This is a genomic window from Streptomyces sp. NPDC049687 (assembly GCF_044465285.1).
Lineage (GTDB): Bacteria > Actinomycetota > Actinomycetes > Streptomycetales > Streptomycetaceae > Streptomyces.
Genome location: NZ_JBITLN010000008.1, coordinates 52,733 through 65,606 on the forward strand (window position 1 = coordinate 52,733; position 12,874 = coordinate 65,606).

Annotated in this window: 10 protein-coding genes; 5 read left to right on the plus strand and 5 right to left on the minus strand. The window is 69.3% G+C overall.

Translation table 11 applies throughout. The features are described 5' to 3' along the window. Nucleotides 1–184 precede the first annotated feature (184 nt). The gene (locus ACIBVL_RS24160) at nucleotides 185–1,387 is read right to left on the minus strand and encodes an MFS transporter (RefSeq protein WP_399099617.1); all 1,203 of its coding nucleotides are present in this window, start codon (nucleotides 1,385–1,387) and stop codon (nucleotides 185–187) included. A gap of 761 nt (nucleotides 1,388–2,148) precedes the next feature. Continuing rightward, nucleotides 2,149–2,784 (minus strand): TetR/AcrR family transcriptional regulator, encoded by a 636-nt coding sequence (locus ACIBVL_RS24165; protein ID WP_399099619.1) that lies wholly within the window; start codon nucleotides 2,782–2,784, stop codon nucleotides 2,149–2,151. 160 nt (nucleotides 2,785–2,944) lie between these two features. Between ACIBVL_RS24165 and ACIBVL_RS24170 the strand changes: the two genes are divergently transcribed. Genes ACIBVL_RS24170 through ACIBVL_RS24190 form a run of 5 tightly spaced genes read left to right on the plus strand, consistent with a single transcriptional unit; the run spans nucleotide 2,945 to nucleotide 9,082 of the window. Then, nucleotides 2,945–4,099 carry a VOC family protein gene (locus ACIBVL_RS24170; protein ID WP_399099621.1) on the plus strand — a complete coding sequence of 385 codons (1,155 nt, stop codon included), beginning with the start codon at nucleotides 2,945–2,947 and terminating at the stop codon, nucleotides 4,097–4,099. 29 nt (nucleotides 4,100–4,128) lie between these two features. Continuing rightward, nucleotides 4,129–5,094, plus strand: a complete 966-nt coding sequence (locus ACIBVL_RS24175) for a fumarylacetoacetate hydrolase family protein (RefSeq protein ID WP_399099624.1) — start codon at nucleotides 4,129–4,131, stop codon at nucleotides 5,092–5,094. Nucleotides 5,095–5,109: 15 nt separating this feature from the next. Beyond that, entirely contained in the window at nucleotides 5,110–6,741 is a 1,632-nt protein-coding gene (locus ACIBVL_RS24180) for a bifunctional 3-(3-hydroxy-phenyl)propionate/3-hydroxycinnamic acid hydroxylase (protein WP_399099626.1), read from the plus strand. Then, nucleotides 6,738–8,735, plus strand: a complete 1,998-nt coding sequence (locus ACIBVL_RS24185; protein WP_399099628.1) for an acetoacetate--CoA ligase — start codon at nucleotides 6,738–6,740, stop codon at nucleotides 8,733–8,735. Before ACIBVL_RS24180 ends, ACIBVL_RS24185 begins: the two co-directional genes overlap by 4 nt. Continuing rightward, complete coding sequence (locus ACIBVL_RS24190; RefSeq protein WP_399099630.1) at nucleotides 8,732–9,082, plus strand: DoxX family protein; 351 nt, start codon at nucleotides 8,732–8,734, stop codon at nucleotides 9,080–9,082. Before ACIBVL_RS24185 ends, ACIBVL_RS24190 begins: the two co-directional genes overlap by 4 nt. 517 nt (nucleotides 9,083–9,599) lie before the next feature. Here ACIBVL_RS24190 and ACIBVL_RS24195 read toward each other — a convergent pair. The 3 genes from ACIBVL_RS24195 to ACIBVL_RS24205 form a co-directional block, all read right to left on the minus strand. After that, complete coding sequence (locus tag ACIBVL_RS24195) at nucleotides 9,600–10,994, minus strand: aldehyde dehydrogenase family protein (protein ID WP_399100383.1); 1,395 nt, start codon at nucleotides 10,992–10,994, stop codon at nucleotides 9,600–9,602. Between the two features lie 123 nt (nucleotides 10,995–11,117). After that, on the minus strand, nucleotides 11,118–12,353 hold the full coding sequence (locus ACIBVL_RS24200) for a M24 family metallopeptidase (protein ID WP_399099632.1): 1,236 nt from the start codon (nucleotides 12,351–12,353) through the stop codon (nucleotides 11,118–11,120). Beyond that, nucleotides 12,350–12,862 carry a hypothetical protein gene (locus ACIBVL_RS24205; RefSeq protein WP_399099634.1) on the minus strand — a complete coding sequence of 171 codons (513 nt, stop codon included), beginning with the start codon at nucleotides 12,860–12,862 and terminating at the stop codon, nucleotides 12,350–12,352. Before ACIBVL_RS24205 ends, ACIBVL_RS24200 begins: the two co-directional genes overlap by 4 nt. Between the last annotated feature and the right edge of the window lie 12 nt (nucleotides 12,863–12,874).

A 12,874-nucleotide genomic window follows, 5' to 3' on the forward strand; every position in this document is an offset into this window, starting at 1 on the left:
ACGGGGATGAAAGCCGTCGTCGCCGACGTCAGCATGGATCACCCGGCCGACGTCCGTGAGTTCGGGCACGCCCACGTCCTCGCGCACAACGCGGGGATCAGCGCGCTCGGGCGGACCCTGTGGGTTCGACACACAAGGCGGATCATGCCGAGGCCGCGCGGCGCTGCGGGGGCACCGGAATCTCCTACGGCAAGTTCGAGTGGGGTGGTGTAGTGAACTCGCCGTCACGCTCCGGGTCCGGGTGAAACGGCGGTGGCTGCGGGGTGGTGCGGCCGGCCTCCGTCATGATGCCGACACGCTCCTGAAGGACGGGGTGGGGACGGCCATCGAGCACGCGCGGTGCCGCACAGAGTGTCAGCGACCGAAGATAGCCGTCGGCGATCCACACACCGATCAGCGGCATGACGAAGGAGAGGGGCTGGCCTGCGAGGAGGCTCAGCACCACAGCCGCGGTCAGTACCGTGACCGGCGGATAGAGCAGGATGAAAGCCATGGTGGCCCGGGCGGTCCCCGAGCGGGAGATGGACGTCTCGTTCCGATGGATCGCCGTGCTCGCCACGACGAAGATCGCCACAACCGCGCCCGCGCCCAGCGCGGCGTTGAAGCGCAGGTCAACGGAGGCGAGTCCCGTGAGGCCTGACCAGGCGATCAGGTTCGCTCCGATCACGAGGGCGCCCGTCCCCACGATGACCCGCTGGCCCGGCTTGCGGTGTCCGTCCTGGCCAGGGGCCAGGACGGACACGTCGGTGCCGCGCGGCAGTAGCCACAGGCACAGGGCGACGGCGATGATTCCCAGGCCCGCTCCCATGGCCGTGATCAGACGCCACGCGTTCTCGACCGGCAGCGCGCCCGCCGTGTTCTGGGCGACGAATCCCGCGATTGGTATTCCCAGCGGAACTATTGCGAGTGAACGCCTGGCTCGGGTGGCCGCGTCCGCGCGGGCGCGCCTGCCTTTGGAGGCGGCGTCTTGGCGCGCGGCCCCGACCCTCGTGGCCGAGTCCTTGACGAGACTCAGGGTCAGGGGAAACGCGACGCCTGTGCCGATTCCGGCGAGCATGCTGAGAAGTCCCAGTTGCCAAGGGGCGGTTGCGAGTGCGCAGGCCCCGGACCAGAGCGTGAGCCACAGGAGTGCGGCGAGCGTCGCCTGCCGGAGCCCGAGGCGCCGGGCCAGCGCCACTGCGGCGTGGACGCCTGCCAGAACGCCCAGAAAAGCCGTGCTCCCGATCAGTCCCGCAGCGCTCGGTGACAGGTGCCAGCCGGGCTCGGTCTGCAGGGAATCGAGGAAGTTGGGGAACGCGACGAGCTGGTAACTCAGTGCGGCCAGGAGAAACAGTCCGAGTGGAACCAGACTGCGGCCAACAGGGGGTGTGACGGTGTCGGACGGCATGCCGGCCTCCAGATGGCGAACGGAAGAAGGGACCAGCGCCCGGCGTGGAACCGGGGCCGCGGTGGCGACGTTCTCGCGGTCGGAGATGACCCGGGCGAGGGGCGGGGTCGTGAAGTCCCGGGCTTCCTGGACGACGACCTCGCCGCGGTCGGTGGTCGGATCCCACCAGATCGACAGCAGCCCATCGTCGTCCTCCGCCTGGGCGCGGCACCGTTCGACTCGTGCGGGAGCCGGCCCTCGGTCTCCAGATCGAAGGATTCGCCCTGCTCGCGCCACGGTGTGTAAGGCCCGTTGAGGAACATGTTGTCGGGGTCCCCCATGAGCGCCCTTCCTTGCTGCGACCACCATCGTCCTGAATACCAGGATTGCTATCTGTGAAATGGGACTGTGCTGGACCGTATAGCTGTACCCTGAGTCGGTCAAGTCGGGTGCCGTGACGGTGTGAGCTGCCGCAAGGTCAGCTTGCCGACGGGAAAGCCCACGGGGCGACGCTGAGGGGTGGTGTGACACATCGAGACTGAGGTCCTTTATAGCAGGACCATTGCCCTACTTATCAGCAGGTCGAGCTGCTGCCGCAGGGACTGCAGCGAGCGGTTGGTCTCCTCGCTCGGACGGGATATCCGCTTGTCGGCCTCATCGATGGCCTCGGCAAGGCGCGATCGTGAACGCGCGATGGTTGTTCGTAGCGGGCCCGGTGGGAACGCGGTGTGCGTCGAAGCGGTTCGCGGACGACATGCTTGGGCGCGGCGGTCGGTCCCTTGTCAGTCCAGGTCGGGCAGCGGGCGCCGGGCCACGTCACGGGCGTCCTCGGCGGGAACGCCCAGCATGCGCAGGAGCATCTCGGCAAGGTTCGAGGCCGCCTCGTCCCCGTCGAGGTCCGGGCGGGCGAACCGCAGTTCCACCAGCGCCAGCAGGGAGCCGCCCAGTGCGGTCAGGGCGACGGTCGGGTCGCTCATGACGAAACGGCCGGAGGCGATGCCGATCTCCAGGTCGCGCGCGGCGCGCGGGGCCAGGCCCGAATCCGTGTGGAGGTGGCTGAGGCCCCGGTGGCGCAGGACCTGCATCAGTTCCGGTTTGGAGTCGGCCAGGCGGGCGCTGAGGCGGAAGCCCGCGGCGACTAGTTCCGCCGGGTCGTCGACGTCCCGCAGGTGCTCGTCGAAGGTCTGGCCGAGCTCTTCGAGGGCGTCCATGACAGCTGAGTCGAACAGCTCTGTCTTCGACTCGAAGTGGTTGTAGAAGGACCCGAAGCCGACATCGGCGCGCTCCGCGATGGTCTGGATGCTCGCGCTGGTGTCGCCGGTCTCGGCGAGGATCTGTCGGGCCGCCCGGACGAGTGCCTGGCGGGTCTCGGCACGGCGCCGTTCGAAGCGGTTACGGGGCGGGGCTGGCGTCGACATGGGCGTGAGTCTACCCACGAGAACCTTCTGCGCAACAGTTCTGATGAATCAATCAGTGCAATAGTGATGATTTCATCAGTGAGCCTCGATCAAGCTATTGACGATCTAATGGTCAAGCTTGATGCTTTCATCATCATGGCAATGTTGCTTGGAGGACACCATGTCCGAATCCCGCGTCACCGCAGACGGCGTCAGCGGCGTCAGGACGGCCCACCAGGGCCTCCGCAGTGAGCAAGGCGCCCTGCGCGGCGAGCACCCGGGCCGGTCCCGGAATCCCTTGATCAAGGTGGCTGACCTGGCTTGGCTGGAGTTCGAGAAGCCGGATCTGGACCGCGCGGAAGTCTTCGCCCGTGACTTCGGGTTCGGGGTCGCGGCCCGCACAGATCGTGAGCTCTGGCTGCGCGGCACCTTCGAGGGCTCACCGTGCATGGTGATCCGCAAGGGGCGCGCCAGCAGCTTCATCGGCCCGGCATTCCGCGCGGCCGAGGCCACCGACCTGGGCCGTCTGGCCCGAGCCACCGGCACCGACGTGCGCGAAGCGGACGTCCCCGGCGGCGGCAAGGCCGTCGACCTGCTTGATCCCTCCGGCTTTCCCGTGCGCGTGGTGCACTGCGGCGAGCAGCTGCCGGCGCTTCCCGAACAGCAGCCGTTGCTGCTCAACTTCGGCACGGAGCACCGTCGTACGAACGTCACTCAGCGGCCGCCCCGTGAACCGTCCCGTATCCAGCGCCTGGGCCATCTGGTACTGGAGACACGGGTGTTCGTCCGCGCCCTGGACTGGTATCTCGACACGCTCGGAATGATCGTGTCCGACTTCCACTTTCTGGACGGGCAGCGCGACCGCGGTCCGACGATGGCATTCATCCGCTGCGACCAGGGCAGTAGGCCCGTGGACCACCACACCCTCGCGATGCACCTCGGCCCGGGCAACGGCTACGTCCACTCCGCCTATCAGGTCACCGACCTCGACTCGATCGCCGCAGGCGGGGAGTACCTGGCCGAGCGCGGATACAAGCGCAGCTGGGGCATCGGCCGGCACATCCTGGGCAGTCAGTTGTTCGACTACTGGCGCGACCCCGACCACTTCCTGCTGGAGCACTTCGCCGACGGCGACCTGTTCTCCTGCGACCTCGAACCCGGCTGGGCGCCCATGTCGACGAGCGGGCTGGCCCAGTGGGGACCGCCGGCCAGCCGCGACTTCCTCGGTGCCAGCCCCTCTCCCGCCAGGGTTCGCGACGTCATCCAGGCGTTGCGCGGCGACAACGAGATCGATCCGGCGCGTCTCCTGGGCCTGCTCAAGGCCGCGAACTCCTGACCCCCACCACCCCTCAAGAAGGCACTGACATGAGCACCAACGTCCTGCGCACCGCCGACGGCTGGTGGGTGGTGCGCGACGCGCGAGCCATCCGCATCGACACCAAGGCCGTCACCACGGCCGAGCTACTGGCCGACCGGGCCGCCGTGCGAGAGGCCGCCGCATCGGGTGAAGCGGGCACACCCGTGACCGGCCTGGCCGCCCTTTCCCCGGTCACCACGCCCTGCCGCGTGGTCGCCCAGATGGTCAACTACCGCAGTCACGCCCGCGATTCGGGCTTCACCGGTGACATCCCGCCCGCCTTCTTCCGCAAGGCTTCCGGCTCGGTCAGCGGCCCCCACGAGAGCGTCATCCGCCCGCAGCACGTGAAGTTCCTCGACTACGAGATCGAGCTCGGCCTGGTCATGGGCGCGTCCCTCCCGGTCGGCACCGTCGTGGAGGAGCCGGATCTTCCCGACTACGTCGCCGGGCTCGTGATCACCAACGACGTCAGCGCCCGTGAGGTACAGCTGACCAAGACGCAGTTCTACGAGAGCAAGTCGTACCCGACGTTCACACCCACCGGCCCGTACCTGGCCCTGCTGGAGCCGGAGGACTTCGCGCACCTTCTCGACCTGCGGCTGAAGCTGTCCGTCAACGGCGACCTGCGTCAGGACCGCACCCTGGCCGACATGATCGTCCGCCCGGCGCAGGCATTGACCCTGCTGGCCCGCTTCCAGACCCTCGAGCCGGGTGACCTGCTGCTGACCGGCACTCCCGGAGGCACCGCTCTCAAGGCGCCGGCCAAGGTGGTCGAGAAGATCGGCGCGCTGCTGCCACCCGCGCTGAAGTGGAAGGCGTTCTTCAAGAGCCAGGCCAAGAACCCTCACTACCTGAGCCCGGGCGACCTGATCACCATGACGATCGCCACCCCGGACGGGCGGATCGACCTGGGCGAGCAGCGCACCCCCGTGACCACGCCGCATGACCGACGCCGCATGACCGAAGCGCACTGAGAAAGTGAGCCGCACATGACCGCCGACCAGGCCTCCGGAGCACGGGACACCGCACCCAGGCCGGAACACGTACCCGTGGTGATCGTCGGAGCCGGACCGGTGGGCGTGACCGCCGCACTCCTGCTGGCCCGGCGTGGCGTCAGGACCGTCGTCCTCGAACGCCACCACGAGGTCTACCCCATGCCCCGCGCCGTCGCCATCGACGACGAGGTGCGCCGCATCCTCCAGGCCGCAGGCGTGCAGGAGGAGTTCGCCGCGATCGCCCGCCCCGCGCGGGGGTTGCGGCTGCTGGACGCACGGCACCGGGTGATGGCCGAGTTCTCGCGCACCGCGCAGGGAGCCCACGGCTTCCCGCAGACCAGCATGTTCGACCAGCCCGAACTGGAACGGCTGCTGCGCGACGCCCTGGCCCGCACCCGGGACTGCGAACTGCGCGGAGGGGTGGAGGTCGTCGGCATCGAACAGGACGCCGACGGTCCGGTCGACGTGACCTACCGCGACGACGAGGGCGAACACCTGTTGCGGGCGGACGCCGCACTCGGTTGCGACGGCGCGGGCAGCCTCACCCGCGACGCCATCGGCGCCGCGTGGGAGGACCTGCGCTTCGAGGAACGCTGGACGGTCATCGACGTGCGCACCAGCCTCCCGGTCCGCTGCTGGGAGGGCGTGGACCAGATCTGTGATCCGCAGCGGCCGGCGACGTTCATGCGCGTCAGTGGGGACCGCTACCGCTGGGAGTTCCGGCTGGAGGACGACTCGGCGCTGGATCACGAGCGGCTGCGGGAGCTGATCGCACCCTGGCTGGACCTCGCGCACGGCGCCGACTTCGAACTGCTGCGGCAGGCCCCGTACACCTTCCGGGCCCGCATCGCGGATCGCTGGAGCCACGGCAGGGTCTTCCTCCTCGGCGACGCCGCCCATCTCACCCCACCGTTCATCGGGCAGGGACTGTGCGCGGGCCTGCGCGACGCCTACAACCTGACCTGGAAGCTGGCGAGAGTCCTGCAACAGGGCTCGGACGAACGGCTGTTGGAGACCTACGAGAGTGAACGCAAACCGCACGCCCGCCATGTGATACGGCTCGCCGTCGCCATGGGCTGGGCCATGACCGGAGGCCAGGACGGCGCCGCCGCCCTCCGCCGCGGCGTCCTGAGCGCGGCCGTCCGTGTCCCCGGTCTGAGTACCGCAGCCGGTCGCGATCTCAGTCCCGCCCTGACCGTGGGGCCGCTCGTGCGAGGCCGTACCCGCTGGGGCGGCCGCGGTCTGGTGGGAACCGTTTGCCCGCAACCCTGGGTGACGGCCGACGGACGGCGCGCCCGCCTCGACGAGCTGCTCGGCGATTGCTTCACCGTGCTGACCGCCGTACCCCCGTCGCCCTCCCTGCAGGCGGTCGCCGACGGCTTGGGTGCCCGGACCGTTCTCGTGGCCGACCTCGGTGACGAAGGTCGCCTCGCCGCCTGGCTGCGCGCGGGGCGGGCGGACACCGTACTGCTGCGGCCGGACCGCGTGGTGATGGACATCGTCCCGGCCGGTGGCCGCCACTTCACGGACACCGCCGGCTGGTCATCCCTGCTGCACACCACCCGAAGCACCCTTCCTTCCCGACGGAACGTCGACAAAAGCCTGTTGAGGAGTAGGACGCGATGACCACGCCTTACCCGGACCCCTTCTTCACTCCCGATCCGCAGACCGCGGCTACCAGCCGCATCGTGGACTTCGGCCGATGGGCCTCCCAGCACTGCGGAGTTGACGCCGACCTCACCGACTACGCCTCCCTGCATCGCTGGTCCGTCACCGACCTGGAGGCCTTCTGGGGCGCGGTGTGGGAGTACTTCGACATCGAGGCGTGGACGCCGCACGAGCGGGTGCTGGAGGACGAGCGGATGCCCGGTGCCCGCTGGTTTCCCGGTGCCACGCTCAACTACGCCCACCACGCCCTGCGCAACCTCGCGGACGACGGCGTGGCGATCGTGGCCCTCGACGAGACAGGTTCGGGACACGAGGTCACCGGGGAGCGGCTGCGCGCCCAGGTCGCATCCGTCGCTGCGACGTTGCGCGACCTCGGCGTGGGACTCGGCGACCGGGTCGTCGGTTATCTGCCGAACACCCCGCACGCGATCGTGGCGTTCCTGGCCGCGTCGAGCCTGGGCGCCGTCTGGTCCGTATGCGGGCAGGACTACGCTCCCAAGGCGGCCGCCGACCGCTTCGCGCAGCTCGAACCCACCGTCCTGATCGCCGCGGACAGCTACCTGTTCAACGGCACCGCCCATGACCGTCGCGACGCCTCCCTCGAACTGGCGGCATCACTGCCGACGTTGAAGGCGACCCTGCTGATCGACCACGTGGGCCTGCCCTGGCCCTCGCGGACCTATCCCTCGCTGGTCGTTCCATGGGAGGACGCAGCCACCCGTACCGAGCAACTGGCCTGCACTCCCGTGCCGTTCGACCACCCGCTGTGGGTCGTCTTCTCCTCCGGCACCACCGGCCTGCCCAAGGGCATCGTGCACGGCCACGGCGGTGTTCTCCTCGAACACCTCAAAACCCTCGGTCTGCACTCCGACCTCGGCCACGGCGATCGACTGCTCTGGTACACCACCACCCACTGGATGATGTGGAACCTCGTCGCCTCCACCCTCCTGACCGGCGCCACCACCTGCACCTACGACGGCAGCCCCGCCCCGCTCACCCGCCCCGACGTTCTGTGGGAACTGGCCTCCCGCCACCGCGTCACCGTCTTCGGCACCAGTCCCCAATACCTGCTCGGCATGGCCAAGTTCGGTATCGACCCGTCCGTGCACGACCTGTCGTCGATCCGCGTGGTCGGCTGCACCGGCTCCGCGCTGCCGGCCTCCGCCTACCCGTGGGTCCGCGACCACGTCGGGGGCCATGTCGTGCTCGCCTCCATCAGCGGCGGCACCGACATCGTCTCCGGCTTCGCCGGCAGCGCGCCCACCACCCCGGTCTGGGCCGGCGAACTGTCGGCCTCGCACCTGGGTGTGGCGCTGGCCGCGTACGACGCCGAGGGCCTCCCGGTCGTGGACCAGGTCGGCGAGCTGGTCGTCACCCGCCCCATGCCGTCGATGCCGCTGTCCTTCTGGAACGACCCCGACGGCAGCCGTTACCGGGACGCGTACTTCTCCGCGTATCCGGATGTGTGGCGGCACGGCGACTGGATCACGGTCACCGGGCATGGATCGGTGATCGTGCATGGCCGCTCCGACTCCACCCTCAACCGCAACGGCGTACGCCTGGGCAGTGCCGACATCCACGATGCCGTCGAACGGCTCCCGGAGATCGTGGAAGCCCTCGTGATCGGCGCGGAGGAACCGGACGGCGGCTACTGGATGCCGCTGTTCGTGGTCCTCGCGGCCGGGGTGGCCCTCGACGACGTCCTGCGCGACCGCATACGCGAGGCCATCCGCACCAGCGCCTCCCCCCGCCACGTCCCCGACGAGATCATCGACGTGCCGGCCGTCCCGCACACCCGCACCGGCAAGAAACTCGAAGTTCCCGTCAAGCGCCTCCTCCAGGGCGCACCGGTCGCGCAGGTCGTCAATCCGGCTGCCGTCGACGCCCCCGACCTCATCGACTACTACGCCCGTCTCGGTGCAGAACGCAGCAACCGAAGGGCCACGGCGTGAGAACGGCACAGATCACCACCGCCGTCGAGCCGGCCCTGATCTTCCTTCCGCTGGGCCTGGCGAAGATCGCCGCCCTGCCGCTCATGCGCGAGGCGGCGGTCCATCTCGGCATGTCGCCGGCCTTCTACCGCGTCGTCGGCACCCTGGAGGTGGCTGGAGGGGCCGGGCTTCTGCTGGGCCTGTCCGCTTCTGCCCTCGGTGTCGCCGCCGCGACCGGGCTGGCGCTGCTGATGGCCGGGGCCGCCGTGGTTCACCTGTGCAACGGCGACCCAGCGGTGCGGGCCCTGCCCGCCGTCGTTCTGGCCCTGGCAGCGGTGGCCTACGCCGCTTTGTCCGCAATGGTCTGACCACGGAACCGCCGCACACGGTCTCCGCCCATGCTCAAGGCCGCCCCGACGGATCCGCGGCGGAGCGGCCTTGAGCAGTTCGCCGTCTCCGCTCAGGTGCGAAGCCCGGTGATGTCCGCCGGCCTGCGGGACATGGTGCGCTGCCTCGGTTGAGCTGGGTGAGGAAGTTCTGCGCGGCGGCATCCTGCCGCTTGAGCCGGTGGGCCTCCGCGCCGGCGACGTCCGGGTGGGCGGCGAACCACGCCTCAGCAGGATGCTGCTGCTCGTTGTCGAGGAACACGATGTACGCGGCGGCGTGACGCCGCCCCCGGCATGCGCGTACTCGGCATCCTCGTAGGCGACACCGACGGGGCGACGCCGGCCGTTCACTGATGGCGGCGTCGCCCCTGGTGAAATCAGCGTGCCTGATCACGACCGTTGCCACGATCGGTTGCCGACGCCGCGACCGTCATGGCCACAGGCAGGCGCGGAGCAACACGTGGAATGCGGTACGGCAGTGTCCCCGCCGTCCCGGGGCTCAGCTGCCGCGGACGACGTGCAGCACCTTGGTGTCGGTGTAGGCCAGCAGGCCGGCCAGTCCGCCGGATACGCCGAGGCCACTCCACTTGTGCCCGCTGAAAGGCGCGCCCGGCGCCGGCAAGGCGTGCGTGTTGACCCAGGAGGTCCCGCATTCCAGCCGGGCCGCCACCGCCGCGGCCCGCTCCGGGTCCGCGCTCCACACCGAGCCGTCGAGCCCGAAGTGCGTACGGTTCGCCCGGGCCACCGCGTCTTCGACGTCGTCGTAAGGGATCACCGGCAGAACGGGCCCGAACTGTTCCTCGTCGACGACGCGCACGCCGTCCTCGAGATCCCTCAGGATGGTCGGCGCGAAGAAGTAGCCATCACCGTCCAGGCGCCCGCCTCCGGCGGCCGCGGTGGCACCGCCGGCCAGTGCGTCCGACACCAGCTCCTGGACCCTGGCGAACTGCGGCGCGGTGGCGAGCGGGCCCATCTGGACGCCGGGGAGCATGCCGTCACCCACTTCGACCGACCGTGCCCGGTCCGCCAGGGCGTCGACGACCTCGGTGTACCGGGAGCGTGGTACGTAGAGACGTTTCATCGCCGCGCACACCTGCCCGCAGTTGACGAACGCGCCCCAGAACAACTTGTCGGCGTGGACGTCGAGGTCCACGTCGTCGAGGAGGATGCCCGCGTCGTTGCCGCCCAGTTCCAGGGTGATGCGTTTGAGGTCGGGCGCAGCCGCAGCCGCCACGCGCTTTCCGGCGGCGACCGAACCCGTGAACGACACCTTGCGAACTACGGGGTGTTCGGCGAGCTGTGCACCCAGCGGGTCCCGGCCGCTGATGACGTTCAGCACGCCCGGTGGCAGCGCGTCACGCAGAACGACTCCGAGTGCGAGCGAGGACAGCGGCGTGAAGGGAGACGGTTTCAGTACCACGGTGTTGCCCGCCAGCAGGGCCGGCGCGTATTTCATCGCGGCGAGGACCAGCGGGACATTCCACGGGGTGATCGCCGCGACCACGCCCATGGGCTGGTGCAGTACCTCGATCCGCTCCGTGTCGTCGTCCCGTATCACCTCCCGGGGCAGGTCGAGGGCGGCCGTGCCCCGCAGGGTCAGCGCGGTCACCATCACCTCGAAACGGGCGTCGGCCAGAGGCTTGCCCTGCTCCAGCGTGAGCAGGGTGGCGAGCTCCTCGGCGCTCTCCTCAACACGTGCGGCCGCGGCCAGCAGCGCGCTGCGGCGAGCGTCGATGTCGTCGCGCCAGAGGGGGAAGGCGTCGGCGGCCGCTTGCACCGCGTCGTCCAGCTGGGCCGGTGAGCAGTCGGGCGCCTGGGCGAACACCCGGCCGGTGGCGGGGTTGCGCACCTCGAAGGTGTCGATGGTGTGGACGTCCTTGCCGCCCACTGTCATCGGGTGGTTTTGCTCGGACACGGTGTCTCCTGGAGTGCGGGGCGGCCGGTGCCGTCAGGAAGGTGAGGAGCGTTGGTGGTGAGATCAGCGAGTACCGCGGGCGGAACGGGGGTCTCGGTTCCGTCAGGACACGACGTGCATGCGGCAGGGAACGGTGTTGAGCTCGTCCGGTCCGTTCTCGCCCACGACGACGGTGCCGCCGATGTTGACACGGTGCTGTCCCGTGCAGGCGTTGGGTTCGAAAGCGAACGCCATGCCGGGGACGAGTTCCAGGTCGGAGATCGGCTCGACGGTACGGAAGACACGGTGGCTGTCCTGGCCGGGGATCTGTTCGGCGTTCAGCGCGATGTGCCCCGCGAAGGCCGCGGGAGTGAGGCTGTGCACCAGGGGAGTCATGTTGTAGTGGCCGGCCTTCAGGAGGGGCTCGCTCATGGCCCGGGCGACGTCGAGGAAGGTGTCTCCCGGACGCAGGGCTCGAAGGCCGGAGTCGTAGCACTCACGGGCGACGTCGTGGAGCGTGTGCAGCACCTTCGGTACCGGCTCGACCGCGACGGACATCTGGACCTGTGTCTCGAATCCGCCGTAGCACGACATGATCTCGGCCTGGACCAGGTCGCCGGGCTGGACTGTCCGGGAGGGGCCGCCGGCGTAGGTCCAGTAGGGCGGCGCCCAACCCGGGTCGTCCGCGCCGACACTCATGATGACGTGGGGGTAGGTGGTGGTGCACGAGTTGCGGTGGAGGACCTCCACGGCTGCCGCGTAGATCTCGGCCTCGCGCACACCGGGCCGGATCATCTCCAGCATGGTCTGGCAGGCTTCCTCGGCCGCCCGGGCGGCGAAGCGGACCAGTTCCAGTTCCTGCGGCGTCTTGGGCAGCATCGTCTGGGCGAAGTCGAGGGACATGTCCTCGAATTCGGCCTCGGGCAGGTTGTTGAGGACGTAGTCCCACATCATGTGGGTGATGAGGCCCTCCATTTCCCCCGCAGAGCTCCCGGTCATGCCGACCACGCCGATACGACTCGACGTCAGTCCCTCTTCGGTGAGTGCCTGGACCACCCCGCGGCCGAACGGACCGACGCGTACATCGTCGATCCAGAAGCGCACATCCCTCATGTTCGCGGCCAGGCGGCGGGTGTAGCGGTGGTGGGTCCAGGTGAGGTGGACGGGGTCGCGGTCGGCGAAGAAGACGACCACGCCGTCGAGGACCTCGTTGGCGAGGTAACCCTCGTACCGTTCGCGGCCCTTGAGCCCGAAGACGAGCAGACAGTCAAGGTCCTTGTCCCGCATGAAGTCACGCGTGCGCTGCCAGCGCAGCTCGCGGGCGGCGAAGGGAAGGACGGGATACCGCTTCGCGGTCATGCCCCCACCCCCTCGGTCGCCTCGACGAGATCGCTCTCCAGGATCCTCGGATCGGCGCCGGCCGCCTCTGCCACGTCGCGGTAGTACTGCAACCAGTCGGTGCCCTCGGGGAGGTGACCGCCGCCGGCCATGAGGCCGCGGGTGAGCTCGGTGTCGTCCAGGGTGGCCGGGAGGTCCCCGGTTGTTGCGTACGCGTCGACGGCCTTCAGGAGACGCCGCCGCGTCCGGCTGATCATCAGGTCCGAGGCGGACAGGTGCTCGTAGGTTCGGTCCACGACTGGTCCCATGCTTTCAGTGATCATCTTGTCCTGGATCTGGATACCTTGCACTCCGGTGTAGTTGCCCTTCGCCTGGGCGTCCCGGTCGAGGAAGTAGTTGTTCTCCTCGGACGGGGTGAGCCGCCACCTGCCGTACCAGTCCTGGTCGTTGGGCTGGAGCAGGTCTGCCATGCGGACCTCCGGTCGGACTGCCGGGCCGACCTGTGTCAGCTTGGCGAAGGGGTCAGCCATGGAACGATCCAT